Annotated in this window: 24 protein-coding genes; 18 read left to right on the plus strand and 6 right to left on the minus strand. The window is 50.7% G+C overall.

What is annotated here, in order from left to right; genetic code table 11:
• Positions 1-27: 27 nt before the first annotated feature.
• The 12 genes from ACMYR3_RS03125 to ACMYR3_RS03180 all read left to right on the plus strand — a co-directional run bounded on the left by ACMYR3_RS03125 (position 28) and on the right by ACMYR3_RS03180 (position 12,157).
• Positions 28-1,161 carry a Re/Si-specific NAD(P)(+) transhydrogenase subunit alpha gene (locus tag ACMYR3_RS03125; RefSeq protein ID WP_424194421.1) on the plus strand — a complete coding sequence of 378 codons (1,134 nt, stop codon included), beginning with the start codon at positions 28-30 and terminating at the stop codon, positions 1,159-1,161.
• Between the two features lie 131 nt (positions 1,162-1,292).
• Positions 1,293-1,601: a proton-translocating transhydrogenase family protein gene (locus ACMYR3_RS03130; protein WP_424194423.1), complete on the plus strand. Its 309-nt coding sequence runs from the start codon at positions 1,293-1,295 to the stop codon at positions 1,599-1,601.
• The gene (locus ACMYR3_RS03135; RefSeq protein WP_424194424.1) at positions 1,602-2,996 is read left to right on the plus strand and encodes an NAD(P)(+) transhydrogenase (Re/Si-specific) subunit beta; all 1,395 of its coding nucleotides are present in this window, start codon (positions 1,602-1,604) and stop codon (positions 2,994-2,996) included.
• Positions 2,997-3,276: 280 nt separating this feature from the next.
• Entirely contained in the window at positions 3,277-3,975 is a 699-nt protein-coding gene (locus ACMYR3_RS03140) for a DUF599 domain-containing protein (protein ID WP_424194426.1), read from the plus strand.
• Between the two features lie 153 nt (positions 3,976-4,128).
• Positions 4,129-6,582, plus strand: coding sequence for a heavy metal translocating P-type ATPase (locus ACMYR3_RS03145; protein WP_424194428.1), 2,454 nt, complete (start codon positions 4,129-4,131; stop codon positions 6,580-6,582).
• 4 nt (positions 6,583-6,586) lie between these two features.
• Complete coding sequence (gene ccoS / locus ACMYR3_RS03150; RefSeq protein WP_424194430.1) at positions 6,587-6,766, plus strand: cbb3-type cytochrome oxidase assembly protein CcoS; 180 nt, start codon at positions 6,587-6,589, stop codon at positions 6,764-6,766.
• A gap of 130 nt (positions 6,767-6,896) precedes the next feature.
• The gene (gene ccoN, locus ACMYR3_RS03155) at positions 6,897-8,336 is read left to right on the plus strand and encodes a cytochrome-c oxidase, cbb3-type subunit I (RefSeq protein ID WP_424194432.1); all 1,440 of its coding nucleotides are present in this window, start codon (positions 6,897-6,899) and stop codon (positions 8,334-8,336) included.
• 14 nt (positions 8,337-8,350) lie between these two features.
• Positions 8,351-8,965: a cytochrome-c oxidase, cbb3-type subunit II gene (ccoO, locus tag ACMYR3_RS03160; protein WP_424194435.1), complete on the plus strand. Its 615-nt coding sequence runs from the start codon at positions 8,351-8,353 to the stop codon at positions 8,963-8,965.
• 1 nt (position 8,966) lies between these two features.
• The gene (locus ACMYR3_RS03165; RefSeq protein ID WP_424194436.1) at positions 8,967-9,152 is read left to right on the plus strand and encodes a cbb3-type cytochrome oxidase subunit 3; all 186 of its coding nucleotides are present in this window, start codon (positions 8,967-8,969) and stop codon (positions 9,150-9,152) included.
• Positions 9,145-10,092 (plus strand): cytochrome-c oxidase, cbb3-type subunit III, encoded by a 948-nt coding sequence (ccoP, locus tag ACMYR3_RS03170; RefSeq protein WP_424194438.1) that lies wholly within the window; start codon positions 9,145-9,147, stop codon positions 10,090-10,092. The genes ACMYR3_RS03165 and ccoP overlap by 8 nt, the downstream gene beginning before the upstream one ends.
• Positions 10,093-10,133: 41 nt before the next feature.
• Complete coding sequence (gene ccoG / locus ACMYR3_RS03175; RefSeq protein WP_424194440.1) at positions 10,134-11,621, plus strand: cytochrome c oxidase accessory protein CcoG; 1,488 nt, start codon at positions 10,134-10,136, stop codon at positions 11,619-11,621.
• 17 nt (positions 11,622-11,638) lie between these two features.
• A complete protein-coding gene (locus tag ACMYR3_RS03180; RefSeq protein WP_424194442.1) occupies positions 11,639-12,157 on the plus strand; it encodes a FixH family protein in 519 nt (172 codons plus the stop codon).
• A gap of 131 nt (positions 12,158-12,288) precedes the next feature.
• On the opposite strand, the gene ACMYR3_RS03185 is transcribed toward ACMYR3_RS03180, so the two are convergent.
• Both ACMYR3_RS03185 and fnr read right to left on the minus strand, forming a co-directional pair.
• Positions 12,289-12,654: a hypothetical protein gene (locus ACMYR3_RS03185; RefSeq protein WP_424194444.1), complete on the minus strand. Its 366-nt coding sequence runs from the start codon at positions 12,652-12,654 to the stop codon at positions 12,289-12,291.
• Positions 12,626-13,375 (minus strand): fumarate/nitrate reduction transcriptional regulator Fnr, encoded by a 750-nt coding sequence (fnr, locus tag ACMYR3_RS03190; RefSeq protein WP_424196342.1) that lies wholly within the window; start codon positions 13,373-13,375, stop codon positions 12,626-12,628. The genes ACMYR3_RS03185 and fnr overlap by 29 nt, the downstream gene beginning before the upstream one ends.
• Before the next feature lie 155 nt (positions 13,376-13,530).
• On the opposite strand from fnr, the gene hemN reads away from it, so the two are divergent.
• Both hemN and ACMYR3_RS03200 read left to right on the plus strand, forming a co-directional pair.
• Positions 13,531-14,943 carry an oxygen-independent coproporphyrinogen III oxidase gene (gene hemN / locus ACMYR3_RS03195; RefSeq protein WP_424194446.1) on the plus strand — a complete coding sequence of 471 codons (1,413 nt, stop codon included), beginning with the start codon at positions 13,531-13,533 and terminating at the stop codon, positions 14,941-14,943.
• A 37-nt stretch (positions 14,944-14,980) separates the two neighbouring features.
• On the plus strand, positions 14,981-15,736 hold the full coding sequence (locus tag ACMYR3_RS03200) for a sulfite exporter TauE/SafE family protein (RefSeq protein ID WP_424194448.1): 756 nt from the start codon (positions 14,981-14,983) through the stop codon (positions 15,734-15,736).
• A gap of 37 nt (positions 15,737-15,773) precedes the next feature.
• Here the strand turns inward: ACMYR3_RS03200 and glp are convergent, their stop codons facing one another.
• From glp to ACMYR3_RS03220, 4 genes are all read right to left on the minus strand, one after another.
• Positions 15,774-17,048: a gephyrin-like molybdotransferase Glp gene (gene glp / locus ACMYR3_RS03205; RefSeq protein WP_424194450.1), complete on the minus strand. Its 1,275-nt coding sequence runs from the start codon at positions 17,046-17,048 to the stop codon at positions 15,774-15,776.
• Entirely contained in the window at positions 17,045-17,650 is a 606-nt protein-coding gene (gene mobA / locus ACMYR3_RS03210) for a molybdenum cofactor guanylyltransferase MobA (RefSeq protein ID WP_424194452.1), read from the minus strand. Before mobA ends, glp begins: the two co-directional genes overlap by 4 nt.
• Positions 17,643-18,794: a GTP 3',8-cyclase MoaA gene (gene moaA, locus ACMYR3_RS03215; RefSeq protein WP_424194454.1), complete on the minus strand. Its 1,152-nt coding sequence runs from the start codon at positions 18,792-18,794 to the stop codon at positions 17,643-17,645. Before moaA ends, mobA begins: the two co-directional genes overlap by 8 nt.
• A 311-nt stretch (positions 18,795-19,105) precedes the next feature.
• On the minus strand, positions 19,106-22,192 hold the full coding sequence (locus tag ACMYR3_RS03220; protein WP_424194456.1) for an Rne/Rng family ribonuclease: 3,087 nt from the start codon (positions 22,190-22,192) through the stop codon (positions 19,106-19,108).
• 578 nt (positions 22,193-22,770) lie between these two features.
• Between ACMYR3_RS03220 and ACMYR3_RS03225 the strand changes: the two genes are divergently transcribed.
• From ACMYR3_RS03225 to ACMYR3_RS03240, 4 genes are read left to right on the plus strand one after another with little or no spacing between them, the layout of a single operon-like run.
• Complete coding sequence (locus tag ACMYR3_RS03225; protein WP_424194458.1) at positions 22,771-23,073, plus strand: hypothetical protein; 303 nt, start codon at positions 22,771-22,773, stop codon at positions 23,071-23,073.
• Entirely contained in the window at positions 23,070-24,152 is a 1,083-nt protein-coding gene (locus ACMYR3_RS03230) for an RluA family pseudouridine synthase (RefSeq protein ID WP_424194460.1), read from the plus strand. The genes ACMYR3_RS03225 and ACMYR3_RS03230 overlap by 4 nt, the downstream gene beginning before the upstream one ends.
• Before the next feature lie 19 nt (positions 24,153-24,171).
• A complete protein-coding gene (locus ACMYR3_RS03235) occupies positions 24,172-24,828 on the plus strand; it encodes an HAD-IIIA family hydrolase (RefSeq protein WP_424194462.1) in 657 nt (218 codons plus the stop codon).
• Positions 24,825-25,211: a Rieske (2Fe-2S) protein gene (locus tag ACMYR3_RS03240; protein WP_424194464.1), complete on the plus strand. Its 387-nt coding sequence runs from the start codon at positions 24,825-24,827 to the stop codon at positions 25,209-25,211. The genes ACMYR3_RS03235 and ACMYR3_RS03240 overlap by 4 nt, the downstream gene beginning before the upstream one ends.
• Positions 25,212-25,218: the final 7 nt, after the last annotated feature.

The following is a 25,218-nucleotide window of genomic DNA, read 5'->3' on the forward strand; positions in this document are numbered from 1 at the left end:
AATAATAATTTTCAGACAGGAGTAACTATGAGAATCGGCATCGCCGCCGAAACGTGGCTGGGAGAAACGCGCGTCAGCGCTACACCCGAAACCGTCAAAAAATTAATTGCCGTCAAACATCAGATTATTGTAGAAAGGGGAGCAGGCGTCGCATCATCCATACCGGATAGCGCTTATGAAGCTGCCGGTGCCACACTGGGCAGTGCTGCTGAAGTTTATGCCGCTGACTGGGTATTTAAGGTACGGGCTCCCAATGCGGCTGAACTGGCGCAAATCAAGCCGGGCACCGTATTGGTTGGGATGCTCAATCCGTTTGACAATGACAACAACAGTGCCATGGCACAGGCTGGTGTGACGGCCTTTGCCCTGGAAGCAGCACCGCGTACTACGCGGGCGCAAAGTCTGGATGTATTGTCTTCACAGGCCAATATCGCCGGCTATAAAGCGGTGGTGGTGGCGACTTACCATTATCAGCGTTTTTTCCCCATGTTGATGACTGCCGCTGGTACCGTCAAGGCCGCCCGAGTGGTGGTGTTGGGTGCGGGCGTGGCAGGCTTGCAGGCCATTGCCACAGCCAAGCGTCTGGGAGCGGTGATTGAAGCCTCCGATGTGCGTCCGGCAGTAAAAGAGCAGATTGAATCCTTGGGTGCCAAGTTCATTGATGTGCCTTTTGAAACCGACGAAGAGCGTGAGATTGCCCAAGGCGTGGGTGGTTATGCGCGGCCCATGCCGGCAGCCTGGTTGCAACGACAGGCGGCACTGGTTGGCGAGCGTATCAAGCAGGCTGATATTGTGATTTCGACTGCGCTGATTCCAGGTCGTGCTGCACCAACGCTGATTGCCGAAGAGGTGGTCAAGGGCATGAAGCCGGGTTCGGTGATTGTGGATCTGGCTGCCGGCAAAGGTGCCAATGGTGGCGGTAACTGCCCGTTGACTGAAACCGACAAGGTGGTGGTCAAGGACGGTATTACGCTGGTGGGTTACACCAATCTGCCCGCCATGGTAGCTGCCGACGCTTCGAGTCTGTATGCTCGCAACCTGCTGGATTTTGCCAAGCTGATTGCGGACAAGGAAGGCCAGTTTGCCTTAAACCTCGAAGACGATATCGTGGCCGCTTGCCTGATGTGCAAGGACGGTCAGGTCTTGCGTAAAAACGGATAAAACGCTGCCGGGCTTGTGCTGTTGGTTGCATTGAAATTGCACGGAGTTTGCATTGATCCCATTGCATCAAGCAACTTCAATAAGACTAATGGCTGACAGGTCTGGTTTGGCATGTCAAACAAGGAAATAACATGATCGATCCAACCATACAAAATCTGACGATCTTCGTGCTGGCCATTTTTGTGGGTTATCACGTCGTCTGGAACGTTACACCGGCATTGCATACGCCGCTCATGGCGGTCACCAATGCCATCTCCGGTATCATTATTGTGGGCGCCATGCTGCAAACCGTGGATATTGACGGCCCCATCACGCTGACTTCCATCCTTGGCGCTGTGGCTGTGTTGCTGGCTTCCATCAATATTTTTGGTGGTTTCATGGTGACGCAGCGCATGCTGGCCATGTTCAAGAAAAAAGAGAAGAAAGTGGAGGCACAATAAATGGAACACGAATTGGTTTCGAGTAGTTTAGCCAATATCACCACGCTGACCTATCTGGTTTCGGCGGTGTTGTTTATTTTGGCGCTCAAGGGCCTGTCATCGCCGGTGACCTCGCGTCAGGGCAATCTGTTTGGCATGATCGGCATGTTGATCGCCGTGATTACCACCTTCTTTGTGGCGCATAAACCGGTCTTGTCTTTGATCGGCGGCGCCATGGTGGTGGGCGCCGCCATTGGTGGCACCGCAGCACGCCGTGTCCCCATGACCAAGATGCCTGAACTAGTCGCGTTGATGCACTCTCTGGTGGGCCTGTCAGCGGTATTGATTGCGGTCGCTGCCATCTTTCATACTGGCGAAGACCATACTGGCGTGCAAAAGGTGGAGTTGTTTATTGGTGCGTTCATCGGTGCCATTACTTTCACAGCTTCCGTGATTGCTTACGGCAAATTGTCGGGCAAGGTGTCAGGCAAGCCAGTCAGTTTTGGCGGCCAGCACATGCTCAATCTGATTATGGCGATTGCCATGCTGGTGTTTGGTCTGGCTTATTTCATGACCGGGTCTACCGCGGCATTCTTGGCGATGTTGGCCATTGCCCTGGTATTGGGTGTGACCTTGATCATCCCGATTGGTGGCGCTGATATGCCGGTGGTGGTGTCGATGCTGAACTCCTACTCGGGCTGGGCAGCAGCTGGCATTGGCTTTACGCTCAACAACTCGGTATTGATTATTGCAGGCTCATGCGTGGGTGCTTCGGGTGCGATTCTCTCCTACATCATGTGCAAGGCGATGAATCGCTCCATCATTGCGGTGCTTCTGGGTGGTTTTGGTGCTGAAACAGCGGCGGCTGCAACCGGTGGCGGTGCACAAAAGCCAGTACGTTCAGGCAGCCCCGACGATGCGGCATTCTTGCTGGCCAATGCGGAAACCGTGATTATTGTGCCCGGCTATGGCCTGGCCGTGGCACGTGCTCAACACCCTTTGAAAGAGCTGGCTGAAAAGCTGACGCATAAAGGGGTCAATGTCAAATATGCGATTCATCCTGTAGCCGGGCGCATGCCTGGCCATATGAACGTGTTGCTGGCCGAGGCCGAAGTCCCTTATGACCAGGTGTTTGAGATGGAAGACATCAATAGCGAATTTGGTCAGGCCGATGTGGTGCTGGTTCTGGGTGCCAACGACGTGGTCAACCCCGCCGCCAAGACTGACCCAACCTCGCCAATTGCGGGCATGCCGATTCTGGATGCTTACAAGGCCAAAACCATTATCGTCAACAAGCGCTCCATGGCGGCGGGTTATGCCGGTTTGGACAACGAGTTGTTTTACATGGACAAAACCATGATGGTGTTTGGTGACGCCAAAAAGGTGGTGGAAGACATGGTCAAGGCCGTCGAATAACCATCTGCAAGGGTAGTTTGCTGGGATCATTGACTGATCTGTCCGCATTTACCGGCGCTGGTTTTAAAAGGCCATTTCTTGCTGAAATGGCCTTTTTTATGGAGTATGTGCTTAAATAAGGCTATTTAGTGCGTATTTATTAGGTCTATTTTTATACACTGGGTAAGTATATTTTTCCGTCAAGATTGATGAAGCAATGTTGAGCAATTTCCAATGATGGTATGGTTTCAGCTCAAACTGCACCTACAATAATGACTCCTTCTTTTTCTGACAATCCGGCATGGTGTTGATACCGCTATTTGACTGGCTGGCCTTAATGGGCTTTTTTCTGCTCTGGATTGGTTATCACTTTTTTTCCAATTACTGGGCGCAAAGCCATATCAGCCTGCTAGGCCAGTCCAATCGTCTGCGCAAGCAATGGATGCTGCGCATCACCGAACATGAAATGCGGGTCGGTGATGCCGCACTGATCAATAGCCTGACTTCCAGCCCGACTTTTTTTGCTTCCACCACCATTATCATCATTGGTGGTCTGTTTGCCTTACTGGGCACCAGTGACAGAGTGGTGGAAGTCGTTTCTGAACTGCCTTTTTCACGCAAGGCCAGTGGCGTGCTGTGGGACATGAAGATCATCTTGTTGATTGCGGTGTTTGTTTACGCTTTTTTCCGCTTTACCTGGTCGCTGCGCCAATACAACTTTTGTGCGGTCATGATTGGCGCTGCGCCGTCACCCAACGACTTTGATAAACCCGATGCCATGCATCAGCGCGATGACTTCGTCAAAATGTCCGGTGCGCTGATTGGGTTTGCCGCACAAAGCTATAACGATGGCCTGCGTTCTTATTATTTTGCGATCGCTGCATCGGGCTGGTTTCTTTCTCCGGTCGTGCTGCTTGGTGCGACAGTCGTTGTCGTGGGCATTTTGTACTACCGAGAATTTCACTCCAAAACCTTGCAAGTCATCTTTGCCCAGTCTTGATATAGCGCAAGCATGACAATGAGACTATCCGGAAAGGTTGTCACACTGGTATGATATAGGGTTAATACGGATATAAAAAAATGATGGTCATTTGATCGTTTTGCCTATCCGCCTGAGCATTTCGTTCTCTCATGTTAGGGATGGATTGACACTATGTCCTCATTGTTCAAGACGCCGGATGTACCACTTGCTACAGCGAGTAAAGCACTCATCAATTGCTATCATTGCGGTGCTTCAATCAGCGCCCCCCAAGTGGTTTCCGCCATCGTCAATGGTGATTCCCGCGCCTTTTGCTGTATGGGTTGTGCAGCTGCCAGTCAGGCAGTGCATCGTGCCATCCAGGTGCCCATCAAGGAAATCGACACCGCTATCATCAGCAAGCTCCATCCTTCTAACCAAATTCATCATCAGGCCAGTCCCAGCAGCGCACTGCGTGAGCAGATCTGCTTTGATGTGACCGGCGTGACCTGCAGTGGTTGCATGTCAGTCATTGAACGCTCGCTCACGCAGTTACCGGGGGTGCAGGAAGTGGCCACAAATTTGGCGGCCCGCACGGTCAATGTGGAGTTCTTGCCGCAACTCAATGCCCCGGCTGATTTGGTCGCTGCCATTCAAAGCCGTGGTTATGGTGCGGCGATTGCCGAATCGCATGATGCCGAGGCTGCGCGCAAACAAGAAAAACGTACCGCGCTGTGGCGGCTCTTCGTGGCGCTGTTTGCGATGATGCAGGTCATGATGTATGCCTATCCGGCCTATATTGCGATGGAAGACGACCTTGCTGTTGACGATGCGCAACTATTGCGCATTGCCAGTCTGGTGCTGACGATTCCTGTCATGCTGTTTTCGGCGCGACCATTTTTTACCGGTGCCTGGCGTGATTTGACGCTCATGCGGGTAGGTATGGATGTGCCGGTGGCCCTAGGTATTCTGGTGGCTTTTTTTGCCAGTACTTTTGCCACCGTGACCATGCATGGTGATGTTTATTTTGATTCGATCACCATGTTTGTTGCGTTTCTTCTGGGCGGGCGTTACATCGAAATGCTGGCACGCAATCGAGCCCAGCGTGATGTTGAACTGCTCTCACAAGATCAGCATCAATTGGCCTGTCGTTTGCCCGATTTTCCCAATATGCAAAATCAAGAGGCAGTGGAAAGCCATGCACTCAAAGTAGGCGATAAGCTGCTGGTCAAGATGGGAGAGGCTTTGGTCGCCGATGGCATTGTGGTGCAAGGCAGCAGCGAGTTTGATGAGTCCCTGCTGACGGGTGAATCACGTCCAAGTGTGGTCGAGGTTGGTGACAAACTACTGAGTGGCGCAGTCAATCTGGGGCAGGCCATTGTGATGCAAGTGCAGGCGGTGGGTGCTGCGACTCAGTTTTCGACCATCAAGCGCCTATTGCTGGATGCAGCAGGCAAGCGCCCGGCGATGGTGGCTTTGGCCGATCGTTATGCCAGTGTTTTTTTGGCTGCTATGGTAATTTTGGCTGGTCTGGCCGGGATTTATTGGGGGCGCGCCGATGCTGAACATGGTGTGCAAGTCATGATTGCCGTCTTGATCATTACCTGTCCTTGTGCCTTATCGTTGGCCACGCCAATTGCCTATACCGCTGCGGCGGGCCGCCTGGCCAGAATGGGCATTCTGGCACTCAAGCCTGGCGCATTGGAAACCTTGGCAAAGGTCAATCATATTGTGCTGGATAAAACCGGCACATTGACCCAGGGCAAGCCGAGCCTGCAACAGATCATTCGTTTGTCAGGCGCCGATCCATTGAATCTGGATACCCACGCCTTGCTGGCAATAGCCGCGGCACTTGAGCAGCAGGCCGTTCACCCCGTGGCGAAAGCTTTGATTCAGGATGCACCCAAACAACCCGTGTTGGTGGTTGAGCAACTACAAGAAGTGCAGGGGCGTGGGGTCGAGGCGTATTTGCCTGGTATCGGCAAAGTGCGCCTGGGGAGTGCAGCTTTTGTGGCGGAGCTGGCTGGTCTGGAGATGAAAGATCTGATTAATCCGGCAGAAGATGGTCAGATTGAGGTCTGGTTGGGTGCGACCAATCAGCCCTTGGCCGTATTTTCTTTAAGCGATGCGGTACGCCCGGAAGCGGCCAGTGTGCTTCAACACCTCCAGTCGACAGGTCTGCATGTGTCAATGGCAACGGGTGATCGTGTCGAAACTGCACGGGCCATTGGCCAGGAACTTGGTATTCAACAGGTAGCCGCAGGTTTACTGCCACAACAAAAAATGGCCCACGTCGCGGCCATGCAACAGCGTGGTCAAACCGTCGCCATGGTGGGTGATGGTATCAATGATGGTCCGGTCTTGGCACAGGCAGATGTTTCCATTTCGTTTGCTCATGGTGCAACAGTGGCCCATTGCGCATCAGACTTGGTGCTGATGCGTGAAGACCTTGACCTGTTGGTGCAGGTACACCAGTTGGCTAAACGAACACGACGAATTGTGTTGGAAAACCTAAGCTGGGCCTTTCTTTACAACCTAGTATCGGTTCCCCTGGCTGCGGCAGGAATGATTTCACCCGCTTGGGCAGGGATTGGCATGGCAACCAGCTCTTTGCTGGTGGTTCTTAACTCCTTACGACTATTGCGTTGATCATATGGAAACACTCTACCTACTGGTGCCACTTTCTCTTGTGCTGGTGTTTCTAATCGGCGCTATTTTTTGGTGGGCAGTCAATAGCAATCAATTTGAAAACCTGGAGCAGGCGGGGCGCATGATCCTGGAAGACGATGATCGACCAAAAGACGATGTAAAACAACACAGTGAAGAGTCGTAACCAGATGAGTAGGCAGATAAATAAGCAGTATTTTGCCTACCGTTGATTCACGTCAATGACGTGCGCCAATAATGGTTTACCCTTAAAATGCTGGATTGCGCTGAATTCAATTTTAAAAAGAGGCAGGAAAATGGCTACAACCTTGGAAGGGCATTACGAATATAAAGTAGTGCGGCAATTTGCGTTGGCAACGGTTCTATGGGGCGTTGTGGGTATGTTGGTGGGAGTCTGGATCGCTACTCAACTGGCATTCCCCGAGCTCAATATGGGGATCCCTTGGCTGACGTATGGTCGATTAAGGCCGTTACATACCAATGCGGTGATTTTTGCATTTGGTGGCTGTGCCTTGTTTGCAACTTCTTACTATGTTGTGCAGCGAACCTGTCAGACACGATTGTTTGCTCCTGCGCTGGCGCAATTTACTTTTTGGGGCTGGCAACTGGTGATTGTGCTGGCAGCCATTTCCCTGCCACTGGGTTTTACTTCCGGTAAAGAATATGCCGAACTGGAATGGCCAATCGATTTGTTGATTGCCGTTGTTTGGGTTTCTTATGCGGTCGTATTCTTTGGTACCTTGATCAAGCGAAAAGTTTCACATATTTATGTGGCCAACTGGTTTTTTGGCGCATTTATTCTGACAGTGGCTTTGCTGCATATTGTGAATAGTGCAGAGATTCCAGTGTCCCTGACCAAGTCCTACTCTGCCTATGCTGGTGCTCAAGATGCCATGATTCAGTGGTGGTATGGTCACAATGCAGTGGGTTTTTTCCTGACAGCCGGTTTCTTGGGCATGATGTATTACTTCATCCCTAAACAAGCCGAGCGTCCGGTTTATTCTTATCGTCTGTCAATTGTGCATTTCTGGGCGCTGATTTTCACCTATATGTGGGCGGGCCCTCACCATCTGCATTACACCGCTTTGCCCGATTGGACCCAGTCACTGGGTATGGTGTTCTCGCTGATTCTGCTGGCACCCAGCTGGGGTGGCATGATCAACGGCATCATGACTTTGTCAGGTGCCTGGCACAAACTGCGTGATGATCCAATTCTGAAGTTTTTGATTGTGTCTTTGTCCTTCTACGGCATGAGTACGTTTGAAGGCCCGATGATGGCGATCAAAACTGTCAACTCTTTATCTCATTACACTGATTGGACGGTTGGTCATGTTCACTCCGGTGCCTTGGGCTGGGTTGGTATGGTGTCTATCGGTTCCATCTACTTCCTGATTCCACGTTTGTTTGGCAAGAAAGAAATGTATTCAGTCAAACTGATTGAAGCGCATTTCTGGATCGCAACCTTGGGCATTGTTCTGTACATCGCCTCGATGTGGATTGCCGGTGTGATGCAGGGTCTGATGTGGCGTGCAGTTAACCCTGACGGTACTTTGACATACACGTTTGTAGAGGGTGTGAAGGCAACTTTCCCCTATTACGTCGTACGCATGATTGGTGGCCTGCTGTACCTGAGTGGCATGTTGTTAATGGCTTATAACGTGATCAAAACCGTGGCTGGAGGACAGGCAGTGGATGCCAGGATTCCACAGGTTCAAGCACACCATGCACACGCCTAAGAGGGGATCACATCATGAAATTTAATCACGAGATTATTGAAAAAAATACCGGCTTGTTGATCATTCTGGTTTTGCTGGTGGTCAGCTTTGGCGGCTTGGTGGAAATCGTTCCGCTGTTTTTCCAAAAGAGCACAACACAACCGGTAGAAGGCCTCAAGCCTTATACCTCCCTGCAATTGGCTGGGCGCGATATTTATATTCGTGAAGGCTGTTATAACTGCCATTCACAAATGATCCGTCCTTTCCGAGCAGAAACCGAACGTTATGGTCATTACTCTGTTGCCGGTGAGTTTGTTTACGATCACCCGTTCCAGTGGGGTAGTAAACGTACCGGTCCTGATCTGCACCGTGTTGGTGGCCGTTATTCCGATGACTGGCATCGCGCTCACTTGAACAATCCTCGCGATGTCGTACCAGAGTCCAATATGCCAGCCTATCCTTGGTTGTCAAAAAATCAGGTTGATGCAGAAATCATCCCAGCCAAAATGAAGGCATTGCGCATGGTTGGTGTTCCCTACACCGAAGAAGATATGGCAACAGCCACGGAGCTGGCCAAAGGCAAAACAGAACAAGATGCACTGATTGCCTTCCTGCAGGTGTTAGGTACTGCCATCAAGGAAAGGAATTGATATGGATGAGCAAGCCGTCAATCTATTGAGAGCAGTATCGACATTAGTCAGTTTCCTGGTGTTTGTGGGGATTGTGTTGTGGGCTTATTCTGGCCGTAACAAGCGCGATTTTGAGGAGGCAGCCAATCTGCCGTTCCAGGAAGAACCAACAATAATCAATCAAGTAGTCGAGGGTCATCATGGCTGATTTTTTCAATGAAGGCTGGAGTATTTACATTACAGTAATCACACTGGGTGGTATTCTGGCTTGCGCGTGGTTGTTGTTTGTACTTGCCAAGTACAAGGCACCACGCGATGCACAAGGTAATGTGGCAACAACGGGTCACATCTATGACGAAGACTTGGTGGAGCTTAACAACCCGCTACCGCGTTGGTGGTTGTGGATGTTTGTGATCACTATTGTGTTCAGCTTGGGTTACCTCTATCTTTACCCTGGCCTCGGATCATACAAAGGTTCCTTGGGGTGGACGTCAGCCAATGCACATGCTAAAGAAGTGGCTGCTGCAGATAAAGATTATGGCCCCATCTATGCCAAGTACATGCAAGAGGATTTAAAGGTTGTGGCCGCCGATCCTGATGCACGCAAGATTGGTGAAAAATTATTCATCAACTATTGCGCCCAATGTCATGGTTCGGATGCTGGCGGTAACAAGGGTTATCCTAACCTCACTGATAAAGACTGGCTCTATGGTGGTGAGCCTGACGTTATTGAAACCACTATTTTAAACGGTCGTCATGGTGTAATGCCTTCCATGGCAGCGGCCGTGGGCGGTGAAGATGACGTTCGCAATGTGGCTAACTATGTGGCGACATTATCAGGCGGTGGCGGTGATCCATTGCGTGCTCAACTCGGCAAGCCGAAATTTGCGGTTTGTGCAGCATGTCATGGTCCTGAAGGCAAAGGTAATCAAGCTTTGGGTACACCTAATCTGACTGACAAGATCTGGTTGCACGGCGGTGGTGTTGAAAACATCATGCAGACCATCAATAAAGGTCGCGATAGTACGATGCCTGCGCATGAGAAGTTCCTGGGTAAAGAAAAGGTGCATATTCTGGCCGCCTATATCTGGAGCCTCTCCAATCAGGATGCAATTGCGAGTGCAAGTCCAGCTAGCAGTAGCAAGTAGTGTGAAGTAATAACTGTCGTTTACGGCATACAAAGGTAAGCATGTCTTCTGTCCCTGATCCATCAAAAGAGTCGGTTGTTAAGCCACTTGTCTTTCAACCCAAGGCGGCGATTAATTCAGCTGCCAATGATGGAGCGGGGCAGACGGACTTTGTCGAGATGTCTTTGTATGAAGTCCAAAAGAAAATATATCCCCGCGCAGTCCATGGCTGGTTTGCCGCATGGCGCTGGGCACTGGTTTGGTTTACCCAATTAATATTTTATGGTCTGCCATGGATGTCATGGAATGGACGTCAAGCGGTTCTGTTTGATCTGCTTACCCGTAAGTTTTATATTTTTGGTTTGGTGCTTTGGCCGCAAGATTTTATTTATCTTGCTGCCCTGCTTGTCATATCAGCATTTTCTTTATTCTTATTTACCGCAATTGGTGGTCGATTGTGGTGTGGCTATGCTTGCCCACAAACCGTCTATACAGAAATTTTCATGTGGGTAGAACATAAGATACAAGGTGATCGTGCCCGCCGCATGAAACTGGACAGCGAGCCTTTTTCGATTAAGAAGTTTGTCCTGAAATCAACAACACAATTGGTATGGATTGCCATCGCCTTGTGGACCGGATTTACTTTCGTTGGTTACTTTACGTCAATTCATGATTTGGCTAACTCAGTCATGCAAGTTTCGCTTGGACCTTGGGAAGCCTTCTGGATGTTCTTTTATGCCTTTGCGACATATGGTAACGCTGGCTATATGCGTGAACAGGTTTGCAAGTACATGTGCCCATATGCTCGTTTTCAAGGAGCCATGTTTGATAGGGATACCTTAGTTGTCACCTATGATTACAAACGCGGTGAGCCACGTGGTGGCCGCAGTAAAAAAGATGATCAAACTCAATTGGGTTTGGGTTCCTGTGTCGATTGCAGTATCTGTGTACAGGTCTGCCCGGTTGGGATTGATATTCGTCAAGGTCAGCAGTATGAATGTATTGGCTGTGCTGCCTGTATTGATGCCTGCGATCAAGTGATGGACAAGATGAATTATCCTCGCGGGCTGATTCGTTACGACACGGAGAATGGTCTTGAAGAAGGATTGTCTCGTGAAGAATTGTTCTGGCGCATGATGCGACCAAGAACGCTGATTTATACTGGCATACTGTCGATTGTTGCCTTTGCGATGATGACCACATTGGTTCTGCGTGTACCACTGAAAGTGGATGTCATTCGAGATCGTGGCTCAATGGGCAAGATAGTCGATGATGGTGCAGTCGAAAATATTTATCGCCTGCAGATCATGAATACGCAAGAAGTTGAGCAGCATTTTGAAGTGGCAGTTGATGGTCTGGATGGCGCCAAGATTTTATTGAATGATCATTTTGTCATTCCTGGCGCGACGAGCCAGATTGTCCCCATCCGTGTTCAAGTCCCTGCAGGTGTAGGGCAGACAGGCTCCAATAAACTCTATTTTGAAATTCGCTCAATGGACAATGAGGACGTGAAGGTCAAGGAAAAGTCCGTATTTTTAATACCTCGTTAATCCAACCCAAGGAAAATATGTCTTCAACCGCCACAGTTAAGCAAGTCGATGTCGCAAAGGGTAAACCCTGGTATCGCGAGCCTTGGCCATTCTTGCTTGCTGCGGGACCTTTGATCGTTGTGATTGCTGGTACGGCTACCGCAGTGATTGCTTTTCGTTCTGCGGATGGGGTGGTGGCCGAGGACTACTATAAACGCGGTCTGGCAATCAATCAGACACTGGCCCGTACCGACAAGGCCCGGGATTTGGGCATGACGGCGCTGGTCAGTTACAACGATGATACTGGACGTATCCGTATAAACCTCAGTGGTCAATCCCTTCCAGACACTCTTACAATTCGCCTAGCACATCCAGTAAAGGCAACTGAGGACAAAATGCTCATCATTACTTCTGAAAGCAGGGGTATTTATGAGGCAGATATCAAACTGGATGCGCAAACAGTGCGCTGGGATATGATTATTGAAACTCCTGACTGGCGCCTGTCAGGCCGATGGCTCAATCCACAACAGCACTCGTTGACATTGAGTTCATCATAACGTTTACCCCTTTTTCAAGAGGTGGAATGTGGTGAATCAGGAAGCCTTATCCGAAGGACATTTTGCTCAAAAACTCATGCTAGTACTCTGGCCTGGCTTTTTGATGGCGATTCCGGCAACAGGAGTTTTTTTCAGTATTTTTGGCCCGAATGAATTGCTTTTTTCAGGCGAGCCGATTGAAATTCCAGCGCGAGCTGCCTATACCATTGGCTTTTTGGCGTTTTGGCTATTGGGTTCAACAGCCAGTGCCTTGACTTTATTTCTGCAGAAGCACGATTAATCGTCATTGCTATTTCGAAGCGTGGATTGACTTTAAAAAGTCCACGCTCTTGAAATGATTTCAAATCAAATCTGTTAAGTATCGGATGGAAGCGCGTGGGATCAATGCTAGTTTGACAGTTAAACTGTTCAAATAAGTTTTCGACACGCCGCCAAATTTCGAGCTTGTTGAATGTTTCAATATTTGATTTATTGGCAGCTGCCAGCGTTACTTCCAACCAATTGGCGCAATCTATCAGGTTGCAGAATATGGACGTTCTTTTGCTGAACGGTGATGTAGCCTTCGTCTTGAAATTTCGATAAAGTACGGCTGACTGTTTCCAGTTTGAGTCCCAGGTAACTGCCGATTTCTTCGCGTGTCATGCGCAGTACAAACTGACTGGATGAATAGCCGCGTGAAGCAAAACGCTGTGACAAATTGAGTAGGAAAGTTGCCAGTCTTTCTTCTGCGCGAAGACTGCCCAGCAACATCATGACACCATGCTCACGCACAATCTCGCGACTCATGACTTTATGAAAGTGGTGTTGCAACTGGACAAAGTCGCGTGACAGATCTTCCAGGCGCGAAAATGGAATAACACAGACTTCGCTATCTTCCAAAGCCACGGCATCGCAGGTATGCCGGTCAGTACCAATACCATCCATGCCCAAAATTTCACCACTCATCTGAAAGCCGGTAACTTGATCACGACCATCAGGTGCATTGATCCGCGTTTTAAAAAAACCAACACGAATCGCGTAAAGCGATGTGAACTTGTCTTCTGCATGAAACAGTGTTTCACCGCGTTGCACTTTTTTTCGGGTATAGACCAGCTCATCAAGTGACTCAAGTTGCTGATTGGTCAGCCCGATTGGTAGGCATAACTCACGCAAATTGCAATTGGAACAGGCAACGCGCAGGCGTTCCATGGTGGGTGAGTGGGATTCTGTACGGTTCATGGTTGGGCGATTGACGTGTGAGTCAGGGTGAATGTCTATCCGCATGATGTACGCCAGTTTGTGTTATGTCAATAGAATCATTTTGCCTTAAGCGACTTTGCAGCATCTTGACTTTGATCAAGGTATATCCGGAGAGCTTGGCGCATAGTCACGCTATGAATACTGTGACTGAACTAGCACATTTACGTGAGTGGATTGCCCGGTTTGACAAGCCGGGGCCACGTTACACGTCTTATCCAACAGCGGATCGGTTTGTTGAAGCCTATGATGAAGATGCTTATCGGGTTGCTTTGCAGCGCCGTGAGCAGCTTTCCTCCCATTTTGGTGGCATGGCAGGCTCTGGGCCACTATCTCTTTATGTGCACATTCCGTTTTGTGCCTCCATTTGCTATTACTGCGCATGTAATAAGGTCATCACCAAAAATCACGGTCAGGCTGCAAAATACCTGGATTATCTGGAAAAAGAAATTGACCTGACTCTGCCATCAATTGGTGGTACGCAGAAGGTGACCCATTTGCATTGGGGAGGCGGTTCCCCAACGTTTCTTTCCATCGCAGAAATACGTCGTTTATTTGAGTTTTTAAGAAGCCGTTTTGAACTCGATCCCGATGGTGAATATGCAATTGAAATTGATCCAAGAACGACTGCACCAGGCACTATTACTGAATTGGTCGAGCTGGGTTTTACTCGTCTGAGTATTGGCGTTCAGGACTTCGATCCACAGGTGCAGCGTGCAGTACATCGTATTCAGCCGGCGGATATGACAATTCGTACGATGGAAGAGGCTCGTGCTGCGGGGATTGATTCCATCAATCTTGATCTGATATATGGTTTGCCGTTCCAGACGCGGGCTAGTTTTGCTAAAACACTTGATGCAGTATTGGCCTTGCAGCCGGAACGTATTGCACTGTATAGCTATGCTCATTTACCTGAGCGCTTCAAGCCGCAGCGACGTATTAATGCCCAGGATTTGCCTGCACCCCAAGAGAAAGTCGAACTGTTTCTCAATGCTCAGCAACGACTGTTGGATGCGGGTTATGTCTACATCGGCATGGATCATTTTGCCAGGCCCGATGATGAGCTCGCTCGCGCCATGAAAACAGGGCAGTTACACCGTAACTTTCAGGGCTACTCGACTCAGGCTGAAACCGATTTGGTGGCTTTTGGTGTCTCTGCCATCAGTAAGATTGGCACAAGTTATAGCCAGAATGATCGTTCTCTGGATAGCTATTACGATGCCCTGGACCAAGGTAAGTTGCCAGTGGTACGCGGATTGACTCTGTCTATCGACGATTTGATTCGGCGTTCTGTGATCATGGCTTTGATGTGTCAAGGCGAAGTGTCTTTTGAGGCCATTGAGCAAGCCTATTTGATTTCCTTTACCCAATATTTTGAGGCGGAGTTATCTTCCCTTGCTCCTTTTCAAGAAGCGGGTTTTATCCAGCGCTCTGCGCGCTGGCTTTCTATAACGGAAGTCGGACGCTTATTTGTCCGACCGATTGCGGCACTATTCGATCGATATCTGCGCGAAGACGTGGCCAGGCGTAAATATTCGAAGATGATATGATTAAGCCCCAAATTGGAGGTGAGATCAGAGTGTGAGCATGAATGTTAGTCTGTTTGCAGCCGCCATGACAGCTGGGCTGTTAGGCGGTCTGCACTGTTTGTCCATGTGTGGCGGTGTTGCTTCGGCCTTGAAGGTTGGTCGTCAGCGTGATGCGGCTGCGGCTCGTAAGATCATCCCTATTGTCGACATAAATTCCACCGCAGCAATACCACTGCAGCAAAGCAGGTGGCTGGTTGGCGCATATCATATTGGGCGGATTGCAACCTACACCCTATTGGGTTTTCTGGTGGCGACGTTCAGTAAGCAATTGCAATTTTTGATTGCTCATGTCAGCTGGTTGCAGATGACGCTGTTTCTTTTTGTGCAGGTTACCCTGATTGTGGTGGGGCTCAAGCTGCTGCTCGGTATGCAAATGCAAAAGTTTCTTGCGCCACTGGAAGCCAAGGCCGCATTAATCTGGCAACACACCTCGCCCATTACACGTAAGCTGCTGCCCGCCGACCGTATTTGGCGCAACCTATTGCTTGGGATGATTTGGGGCGCAGTACCGTGTTCACTGGTTTACAGTGTCTTGCTGCTCGCCATGCTTGCCAATGATCCTTGGCAAGGTGCACTGGTCATGTTGCTGTTTGGTCTGGGAACCTTGCCACACTGGTTACTGGGAATGCATTGGCTGCGTCAGCTGGTGCAATCCCGTTTTCGTAAATTGATGGGTGGCCTGATTTTGCTGGCCGGTTTTTGGGGGCTGGCACATGCCACCACTATGAGCAGTAATGGTCTATGGTGTCTTTAAACCACTGTTTACGTCGGTTGCTAGGTTACTAAGTGGTTTAGGCTAGACCATCAAATAACAAGATGGGCACCGCTTGCCCGACGGCAAATTCTTTGTCTTCTGCGGGCAGGCAGAGCAGGCAGTTGGCTTGTCCCATGGAACTCAATATGCCTGAACCTTGTGCACCAGTCAGCCGAACGGTGAGCTGACCATCTTTCATTTCGGCAATGCCACGCATAAATTCAGCTCGCCCGGCTTTTTTGCGAATCACCTGTGAAAGCGCAGCACTGACCTTGGGCAAAGGGCTTTCTGTATCCAGTAATTTGAGTAGGGCATTGCGCACCAACAGATAAAAGGTGACAGCGGCTGAGACGGGGTTACCCGGTAAGCCAAACAAATAGGCTTGATGCGGGCCATGGCTGATTTGCCCAAACGCAAAAGGGCGGCCAGGACGCATATTGATTTTCCAGAAAGCAACCTCGCCGAGTTGCACCATCAAGTTTTTAATGAAGTCGGCCTCACCAACTGACACACCGCCGGTGGTGATAATGGCATCGGCATTTTCGCAGGCAGTGCGCAAGGCAGCTTCAAGACTGGCTGGGTCATCACGTACCAGACCCATATCAAGTATGTCGCAACCCAGTCTGGTCAACATGCCATGCAAGGTATAGCGATTGGAGTCATACACACAACCCTCATCAAGCACTTCACCCACTGAGCGCAATTCATCACCAGTTGAAAAGAAAGCCACGCGTGGACGGCGTACAACCCGCACTTCGGCAATCCCCAACGAGGCCAGCATGCCGATGTCGGCTGGACGTAGCAATTTTCCCCGGGCGATGGCAATGCCACCCTGGGCCAAGTCTTCACCCGCCAGACGGCGGTTATCGCCGCACTTGAACTGGCCTTGCGCAATGCGCATTTGTGTGCCGTCGGCTTCAGTAAACTCTTGTGGAATCACGGTATCGCAGTCAGCCGGCATTACCGCGCCAGTCATGATGCGAATGGCCTGACCTGATGCTACCTTGCCCATATATGCATGACCGGCCAGTGATTTGCCAACGATGGTAAATTGCTGCGCACCATTGGCAAGATCATCACCCTTAAGCGCATAACCATCCATGGCCGAGTTGTTATGGGCAGGCACGTTGATGGGGGAAATCACATCAGCGGCCAGCACGCGACCCAGTGCGCTGCGTAGCGCCAGTTTTTCGTATGACTGCAAAGGTGTGATGAATTGCGTGATCAGTTGCTGTGCCGATGCAACGGAGAGTGCATTGGGATCGTAATCGGACAGACAGCTGGTCAGGGTTGCAAGTGTGGTTGTGGTCATGATGATGAAATTTGTTGCAGGTCTTCAGGGGTGTTGAGATTGGCAAATGCCTTGATATCATCAAAGTTTACCTGAGCCAGTGGCAGGCTTTTAAGCCAAGGCACGACTTTGCGCTGACCACTTTGCAAATATTTTTCCAGCGATGTGGCATGCTGCGGTTGCAAAAGGCAGAACAATGGCTCCAGGCCATTGGGGCTGACGACCACCGCAGCTGCGTGCTGGTGTGCTGGTGTGATGGCGTTGGCCAACCTTGTTGCCAGATCCATTGGCAATGTCGGGCTGTCGCAGGGCACCACCAGCATATAAGGCGTGGCACAACGCTGCAAGCCGGCCAGGATGCCAGCCAGTGGGCCAGGATAGCCAGCTATTGAGTCGTTGATGACTGGCCACTTGAAGGTCAGGTATTTTTCCAGATGCCGGTTGGCGCTGATCAATATCGGGCCGACCTGTGGTTTGAGTCGATCAATTGCATGGGCAATCAGGGGGCGATCTTGCAGCACCAGCAGACCTTTGTCTTTGCCACCCATACGGGTCGATTGGCCACCCGCCAGCACCAGGCCGGTGATGTGTTCGGACGATATGACTTGGGCTGTTTCAGCCACCGATGTAACTCATTTCTATTTTGTTAGTGCGTGTAGTGCGGGACTGATTGGCATCACCCAGTGGGGTGGCTTCAGTACGAAGGAGCGAATAGCGGTCGTCGCGCTGTTGCCAGATGGCGGAGATGGTGGCTTGCAATGCGGTTGCATCGACCGTTGGGTTGCTGCGCAATAAGTGGCGTAAATCATAGCCTTGGTTAGCAAACAGGCAAAGATAAAGTTTGCCATCAGTCGACAGGCGTGCGCGCGTGCAATCATCACAAAACGCCTGGGTGACGCTGGCGATGATGCCCAGTTCACCACTACCATCGGCATGTGCCCAGCGCTGGGCGGTTTCACCCGGATAATTGCGTGCCAGTTTAACCAAAGGTAATGTCGCCTGCAGACGTGCCAGCATGTCTTTGGCGGTGACCACGTCATCCATTTGCCAACCATTGGAGGTGCCAACGTCCATGTATTCAATGAAGCGCAAAATCACGCCGCTGCCTTTGAAATGCTGCGCCATCGGAACCAGCTCGCTGTCATTGACGCCGCGTTTGACAACCATATTCACTTTAATTGGATTGAGGCCGGCCACTTGTGCTGCCTCAATCCCCGCGAGCACTTCGGCCACGGCATAGTCGGCATCGTTCATTTGCTTGAAGACGGCATTGTCAAGCGCATCCAGCGATACGGTGATTCGGTTGAGGCCGGCATCCTTGAGGCTTTGGGCTTTTTTGGCCAATAGCGAGCCGTTGGTGGTGAGCGTGATATCTAGCGGTTTGCCGGTTGGTGTGATGATGCTTGCCAGCATTTCAATGAGTCGTTCCAAATGCTTGCGCAACAGGGGCTCGCCGCCGGTCAGGCGGATTTTTTCCACACCTTGTGCCGCAAAGGCTTTGGCAAGGCGCGTGATTTCTTCAAAACTAAGTAAATCGGCATGCGGTAAAAATGGATAGTCACGGTCAAACACTTCACGCGGCATGCAGTAAACACAACGAAAATTGCAGCGATCAGTCACCGAGATCCGCAAATCACGTAAGGGGCGTTGCCAGCGATCCTGCAATGGTGCGTCAATCACCATATGGGCAGCAGGCAAGGGGAGTGGATTGGTTGAGCGCAAATCCCGAATGGGTATGACGGGTAAAGGCGTGTTACGTGTGCTCATGGTGTGGTGAGGGGGCTCGATTGGCAATGCAAGTCAGACAGTAGCACGGCTGGCAACAAGTTGCAGGTGAGTTGTCGACGCATTGTCGATGAGGAATTTGATTGCATGGACTGATGAAATATACACCCGTAGTGTATTTTTTAACCACTAATAAATACGCACTTAAAGTGGGTTATTTTAATTGATACTCCATTATTTATATATTTTTTGAGGTATCGGTTGGAGATTGGATAACCGCAATGGCAGATATAAAAGAAAGGCGATTCCGAAGAATCGCCTTGTCGCCATATTCAATCTGAATTTAAATCAGATCAAGCGTTGGGTCGTGTTTCCACTTGAACCAGAGGTTCATTGGAGATCGGTGGCAGTGGTGCACGTTCTCGGGGCTGATGTACCGGCTTGGGCAAAGCGGCTGCAGCGCGTTGTGCGGCCTCATGCTTGCTGGCATCGGTTGATACCAGGGTCAGACCCACGTCGGACAAGACTGATTGCAGCTCAGGCACACTCAGTCCTTTAGGCACTGAGGCGGCTAGCGGATGACTGGCCGTAACTGGTGCGGCAGCAAAAGGTACTGCGACTGCGGCTTCACTGATGATTGGCGTTGGCTGTTCAGCCACCACAGGTGCTTCGCTATGTGTCACAACAGGTACAGCCGTTGCGGCTACTGCTTCAATCACGACCGGGGTGACGACTGGCTCAACGATTGTTGTTGCACTTGGAGCTGAAGTCAAAACCGGCGCTACAGTTGGGGTGGTATCACCAGGTGCTGGCATACTGGCTTGCAGAACGGGCGTCACATCGGTCAGTGTCCAGTTTGATGCTGGTGCAACTGATGCTGGTGAAACTGACGTTGCGGCAATGACGGTTTGAGCAACAGGTTCAGAAGCAACAGGCTCTGGAGCCTGATTGACCTGAGCAGTGTTCTCGGCAACTTCCTGGGCTATTGATGGTTGAGCAGGTGTTTCAGCCAGGCTGGTGGCAGCTGGTGCGGCAATTTGGGGAGCAGCTTCAAAACCATTGAAGTTACTTTCCTGTTCATTACCGGTTTCGGCATCCTGACCCTCTTGACCTTCCTGACCTTCCACGCGGTCACGACGATTACGGTTGCGGCCACCGCGACGGCCACGGCGACTACGGCCACTGCGTTCCTGTGCGGCTTCTTCACCATCCGCCAAAACGGGTGCATTGTCGACATTTTGTGCCACGTCAGCATTCAGATCAGCTGACGGTAGCAAGGTTGCGCCAGCCGCCGTGGCAGCGAGTGCGGCAGTGCCAGCAGTGGCCAACAAGTTGCTGTCTTCTGCCTCGACAGATTTATTGCGCTCACGACGATTGTCATTGCGGCCTTCGCCGCGTTCACGACGTTGACGACCCTGTTGTGGCTTGTCTGGATTGACAACCTCGGCATTGCCTTCAACCTTGGCTGTATCCAGTTTGGCCTCGACTTCATTGCCGCGAGTATCCTGATTACGACTATTGCGACGACCACCTTCAGTGCGGTTGTCATTGCGACCTTCACCACGACCATTGCGGCGGGTCTCACCACTGCGATTGTCATTGCGACCTTCGCCGCGCTCGCCACGGCCATCACGACGGCCATTACCACGGCGTGCAGGTTCGGCAGCTGGTGTTGCCACCACAACCGGTGCCGGCGGTGGCGTTGGCTCGGGTTTCTTGAAGACACCCATGATCCAGGACAGCAAGCCTTTAGGTGCTTCTGTGGTGGCTGCTGGTGAGGCAAGCGCTGGTGCTTCCAGTGGTTTGGCAATCACCGGTGCCGGCTGTGCAGGTGTAATGCCTTTTACGGCGGCTTCCTGGCGTGGTTTGACGACTTCTTCTTTTTTGCTGGTTGGACCATGATCCTGATGGTTTTCCAACTCGGCTTCTACCACCATGGTGTAACTGGCTTTCATGTCATCCAGGCGTGGATCATCATGTTTCAGGCGTTCCAGCTTGTAATGCGGCGTTTCCAGATGCTTGTTAGGAATCAGCACAATATTGACCTTGAGACGTGATTCGATCTTGTTGATTTCAGCACGTTTCTCATTGAGCAGGAAGGCGGCCACTTCAACTGGCACCTGCACGTGAATGGCGGCAGAGCCTTCTTTCATGGCTTCTTCCTGGATGATGCGCAATACTTGCAGAGCAGAAGATTCCGTATCGCGGATATGGCCAGTACCATTGCAACGTGGGCAAGTGATATGGCTGCCTTCGGACAGACTTGGACGCAGGCGCTGGCGTGACAACTCCATCAGGCCAAAGCGCGAAATCTTGCCCATTTGCACACGAGCGCGGTCAAAGTGCAGGGCATCTTTGAGGCGCTGCTCGACTTCGCGCTGGTTTTTGCCGGATTCCATATCGATAAAATCGATCACAATCAGGCCACCCAGATCGCGCAGACGCAGCTGACGGGCAACTTCATCAGCCGCTTCCAGGTTGGTGCGTGTGGCCGTTTCTTCAATGTCCGAACCTTTGGTCGCGCGTGCTGAGTTCACATCAATCGCCACCAGGGCTTCGGTATGGTCAATTACGATCGCGCCACCAGAAGGTAGGGGCACCATGCGTGAATAGGCTGTTTCAATCTGATGCTCAATCTGGAAACGGGCAAACAGCGGTACATCGTCGCGATACAGTTTGACGCGATTGACATTGTCGGGCATCACGTGCGCCATAAACTGGCGAGCCTGTTCGTAGACTTCGGGCGTGTCGATCAGAATTTCGCCAATATCTGGCTGGAAGTAATCGCGAATGGCGCGAATCACCAAGCTGGATTCCTGATAGATCAGGAAGGCACCCGAAGAGGTTTGACCTGCTTCATCAATGGCGCCCCACAGTTGCAGCAGATAGTTCAAATCCCACTGCAATTCTTCAACGTTGCGACCAATCCCGGCAGTGCGGGCAATCACGCTCATGCCGCCAGGCATTTGCAGCTGGTCCATGGCTTCACGCAGTTCCTGGCGCTCTTCGCCTTCAACCCGGCGTGAAACACCACCACCACGTGGGTTGTTGGGCATCAGCACCAGATAACGGCCAGCCAGCGAGATAAAGGTCGTCAGCGCGGCGCCCTTATTGCCGCGCTCTTCCTTTTCAACCTGAACAATCAGTTCCTGGCCTTCTTTCAGGGCTTCCTTGATGGTCGCAGAGCGAACTTCAACACCTTCTTTGAAATAGGCGCGAGCCACTTCCTTGAAAGGCAAAAAGCCGTGACGCTCTTCACCATAATTGACAAAACAGGCTTCCAGCGAGGGTTCAATACGGGTGATGACACCTTTGTAGATATTGCTTTTGCGCTGCTCACGGCCAGCGGATTCAATATCAATGTCAATCAGTTTTTGTCCATCGACGATAGCAACGCGCAATTCTTCTTGCTGCGTTGCATTAAACAACATGCGTTTCATTCTTTTTCTCCATGTGAACCTTGTGGCCCAGGGAGCAGAAAGGAATGAGTTGCAGGCGTGTCGGCAGAGAAAGGCAGGCTGGGTTACCTGTATGTGAGAGCCTGGTGGATGGTACAAGATACCGTAACCAGGACAGATCAACCCATCAATTGTTGGCAAATAGTGAACTGCGCGGCGCGAAGAACAATGATTTCAGAAAGAACGGTAGCAGTAAATCAGGTAGCGCGCATTAGCTTGAGCATGCGAAACAACTACTTGAAACAACTGTTTTTTAGTGATCCAGGCTAACAGCAGCCGCCACATTCACGCCCGGCGCAAGCGCCAGCGAAGTGGTCAACCTGTTTTCAGCAATTTCTGGACTACTTGTTGTGTCATCTGAATCGAACTCTTGTTATCTTCCTCGAGTCGCTGCATTGAATCTATGACAATTTATCCCGTTTCGGGATGCATCGACCTGAGCCGATATTGCATGATTCGATTTCAACTCTTGCAGCAAACAACTTCTTTGCAAATAACCCACTGGCCAGCCGCATAATCTAAACAGCCTGTACCAATGAGCAATAATTTTTCTCCGTCAATTGCAACTAACCAGTGAGCTTGAAGCGCTTCAAGCTTTGGGCATTCCATCCTGCACACCCAATTGGGGAGGGCAAGGTATAGCAAATCAACATTTTGTCTTTGACGGTGCTGGCGCCAGCAACAATGCATGGGAAAATGTCGGTTTGACATCAATCTGCAATACGGCGCTGCTCACAAAATCAGCAAAGACGGCTCATTATAGGCATAAGCTGGCGCAGTTGCAAAATAGAATTAAACAAAGAAAAGGCGGCAAGTTCTTGAATCATCTACAATTTTCATTCTTTCAAAGATTGCTCGCATGACTATTCCCGACTCCGCTTCAACAAACAGGCCGCTTGGCGGTCCGGCACTCAGTGTTTCCTATCACAATATTGATGAGGGAGCGGAGGGGCAAAGGATTGATAATTATTTGCTCAGGGTACTTAAGGGCGTACCCAAGAGCCATGTTTACCGGATCTTGCGCTCCGGTGAAGTGCGGGTCAACAAGGGCCGAATTGATGCGACCTATCGACTGAAAATTGGCGATAGAGTCAGGGTGCCGCCAATCCGTATGGAAGAAAAATCTGCCGCGCGTGATGAGCAGCACCTGCAACAGCAGGCCGAGCGACTGGCTTTTCCGGTTTTGCTGGAGGACGAAGCGCTTTTGGTAATTAATAAACCCGCCGGAGTGGCGGTGCATGGCGGTTCTGGCATTAGTCTGGGCGTGATTGAGGCCTTGCGTGCTCAGCGTCCACAAGCCAAATTTTTGGAACTGGTGCATCGTCTGGATCGAGAAACCTCAGGTGTTTTGCTGGTAGCCAAAAAACGCAGTGCCTTGACTCATCTGCATACGCAAATTCGCAATGAATCGGGTGATGATTTAGTCGGTAAATCTTATTTGGCGCTGGTGGTGGGCCATATTGATAAAAAGCGCTTTCATGCCAAGCAGCCCTTGTTGAAGTACTTGTTGGCTGACGGTGAGCGACGCGTGCGGGTTGATCCGACGGGACAACAATCGCACACGATATTCGATGTGTTGGGTCATTTTGAGGGAGCTGGCCAGTCATTTACTCTGGTTCGCGCTACGTTAAAGACTGGCCGTACTCATCAGATTCGAGTGCATCTGCAGGCTGCTGGTTTTCCCATATTGGGCGATGAAAAATATGGCCTTTATGACTTGAATAAAACCATGGCGCGCTCATTTGCCCAGGGTGGGCTTGGATTTAAACGGATGTTCCTGCATGCCCATCAACTTTCGTTTATCCATCCACGAACCGAAGCCAAAGTGGGTGTGACAGCGCATTTGCCTGAAGAGTGCGGCGCCTTATTAGCGCGATTGGGGCAGCAAGGCGATGTGACCGGTCTGGCAGCACTGCGTGATTTGCAGGTCAATATTGAATGACTTTTAAAGGTTGGGCGTGATGAGCAGGAAATTTAATCTGGTGGTATTTGACTGGGATGGCACCTTGATGGATTCGACCGTGGCGATTACACGCTCGATTCAGGCTGCGTGTCGAGATTTGTCTTTGCCCGTGCCGGGTGATGATGTTGCCAGTCATGTGATCGGTCTGGGGCTGGGTGATGCTTTGCGCATGGCGGTGCCAAGTTTGCCTGAAGCCGATTATGGGCGTATGTCAGAGCGTTATCGTCATCATTATTTAAGTAAGGATCATGAGCTGGAACTCTTTAGCGGGATTCGGCCCATGCTGGATCAATTGCGTGGGCAGGGTTACTTTTTGGCCGTGGCGACGGGTAAATCACGTGTGGGGTTAAATCGGGCCATGAGTCAGGCAGGTATTACCCATTTATTTGATGCCACGCGTTGTGCCGATGAGACTTTTTCCAAGCCCAATCCGGCCATGTTGTTGGAGTTGACTCGTTTTCTTGGGCAGGATATGCAAAAGACACTGATGATCGGTGACACTACCCATGATCTACAAATGGCCGCCAATGCAGGTGCCAAGGCGGTCGGGGTAGCTTATGGCGCTCATCCTTTACCGATTTTGCTTGAGCATGCCCCAATGTATGTGGCTAAAACAGTCCCTGAGTTGCACGGTTGGTTGCAGGAGAATCTATGAGCGAAGGTGACGGTCAGAGTTTGTCTGTACAGCTTTGCAGTAGTGACAGTTTATTGGAGAGCGACAAGGGTTTTCGCTTTCCCATCAATTATTTTGGTGAGCAGGCCACCGCTTTTGTGGTGCGCTATCAGGGCAAGGTGCAGGCCTATGTCAACCGCTGCATTCATGTATCGGTCGAACTGGATTGGCAGCACGGCGAATTTTTTGATTCCACCAAACAGTTCTTGATGTGTTCGGTACACGGCTATTTATATCGGCCTGACAACGGTATTTGCGAGCATATTCGCCTGCAGCGCATTGGTTTAACCAAATTACATGTATTTGAGCAGGACGGTTGGGTATACTGGACACCTTCTGACGGTATTCGACCACCGCTGGCCTGACTATTTA

The sequence above is a fragment of the Ampullimonas aquatilis genome (assembly GCF_049675895.1).
Classification (GTDB): domain Bacteria; phylum Pseudomonadota; class Gammaproteobacteria; order Burkholderiales; family Burkholderiaceae_D; genus Ampullimonas; species Ampullimonas aquatilis.

What these genes read in the sequence shown, in the direction of transcription:
- ACMYR3_RS03145 (WP_424194428.1), top strand. Translation starts at nt 4,129, where the DNA reads ATGTCCTCATTGTTCAAGACGCCGGATGTACCACTTGCTACAGCGAGT.
- hemN (WP_424194446.1), top strand. Translation starts at nt 13,531, where the DNA reads ATGAATACTGTGACTGAACTAGCACATTTACGTGAGTGGATTGCCCGG.
- ACMYR3_RS03230 (WP_424194460.1), top strand. Translation starts at nt 23,070, where the DNA reads ATGACTATTCCCGACTCCGCTTCAACAAACAGGCCGCTTGGCGGTCCG.
- ACMYR3_RS03165 (WP_424194436.1), top strand. Translation starts at nt 8,967, where the DNA reads ATGGATGAGCAAGCCGTCAATCTATTGAGAGCAGTATCGACATTAGTC.
- ACMYR3_RS03180 (WP_424194442.1), top strand. Translation starts at nt 11,639, where the DNA reads ATGTCTTCAACCGCCACAGTTAAGCAAGTCGATGTCGCAAAGGGTAAA.
- ccoG (WP_424194440.1), top strand. Translation starts at nt 10,134, where the DNA reads ATGTCTTCTGTCCCTGATCCATCAAAAGAGTCGGTTGTTAAGCCACTT.
- ACMYR3_RS03235 (WP_424194462.1), top strand. Translation starts at nt 24,172, where the DNA reads ATGAGCAGGAAATTTAATCTGGTGGTATTTGACTGGGATGGCACCTTG.
- ACMYR3_RS03135 (WP_424194424.1), top strand. Translation starts at nt 1,602, where the DNA reads ATGGAACACGAATTGGTTTCGAGTAGTTTAGCCAATATCACCACGCTG.
- ccoS (WP_424194430.1), top strand. Translation starts at nt 6,587, where the DNA reads ATGGAAACACTCTACCTACTGGTGCCACTTTCTCTTGTGCTGGTGTTT.
- ACMYR3_RS03220 (WP_424194456.1), bottom strand. Translation starts at nt 22,192, where the DNA reads ATGAAACGCATGTTGTTTAATGCAACGCAGCAAGAAGAATTGCGCGTT.
- fnr (WP_424196342.1), bottom strand. Translation starts at nt 13,375, where the DNA reads ATGAACCGTACAGAATCCCACTCACCCACCATGGAACGCCTGCGCGTT.
- moaA (WP_424194454.1), bottom strand. Translation starts at nt 18,794, where the DNA reads ATGAGCACACGTAACACGCCTTTACCCGTCATACCCATTCGGGATTTG.
- ccoP (WP_424194438.1), top strand. Translation starts at nt 9,145, where the DNA reads ATGGCTGATTTTTTCAATGAAGGCTGGAGTATTTACATTACAGTAATC.
- glp (WP_424194450.1), bottom strand. Translation starts at nt 17,048, where the DNA reads ATGACCACAACCACACTTGCAACCCTGACCAGCTGTCTGTCCGATTAC.
- ccoO (WP_424194435.1), top strand. Translation starts at nt 8,351, where the DNA reads ATGAAATTTAATCACGAGATTATTGAAAAAAATACCGGCTTGTTGATC.
- ACMYR3_RS03130 (WP_424194423.1), top strand. Translation starts at nt 1,293, where the DNA reads ATGATCGATCCAACCATACAAAATCTGACGATCTTCGTGCTGGCCATT.
- ccoN (WP_424194432.1), top strand. Translation starts at nt 6,897, where the DNA reads ATGGCTACAACCTTGGAAGGGCATTACGAATATAAAGTAGTGCGGCAA.
- ACMYR3_RS03200 (WP_424194448.1), top strand. Translation starts at nt 14,981, where the DNA reads ATGAATGTTAGTCTGTTTGCAGCCGCCATGACAGCTGGGCTGTTAGGC.
- ACMYR3_RS03125 (WP_424194421.1), top strand. Translation starts at nt 28, where the DNA reads ATGAGAATCGGCATCGCCGCCGAAACGTGGCTGGGAGAAACGCGCGTC.
- ACMYR3_RS03240 (WP_424194464.1), top strand. Translation starts at nt 24,825, where the DNA reads ATGAGCGAAGGTGACGGTCAGAGTTTGTCTGTACAGCTTTGCAGTAGT.
- ACMYR3_RS03140 (WP_424194426.1), top strand. Translation starts at nt 3,277, where the DNA reads ATGGTGTTGATACCGCTATTTGACTGGCTGGCCTTAATGGGCTTTTTT.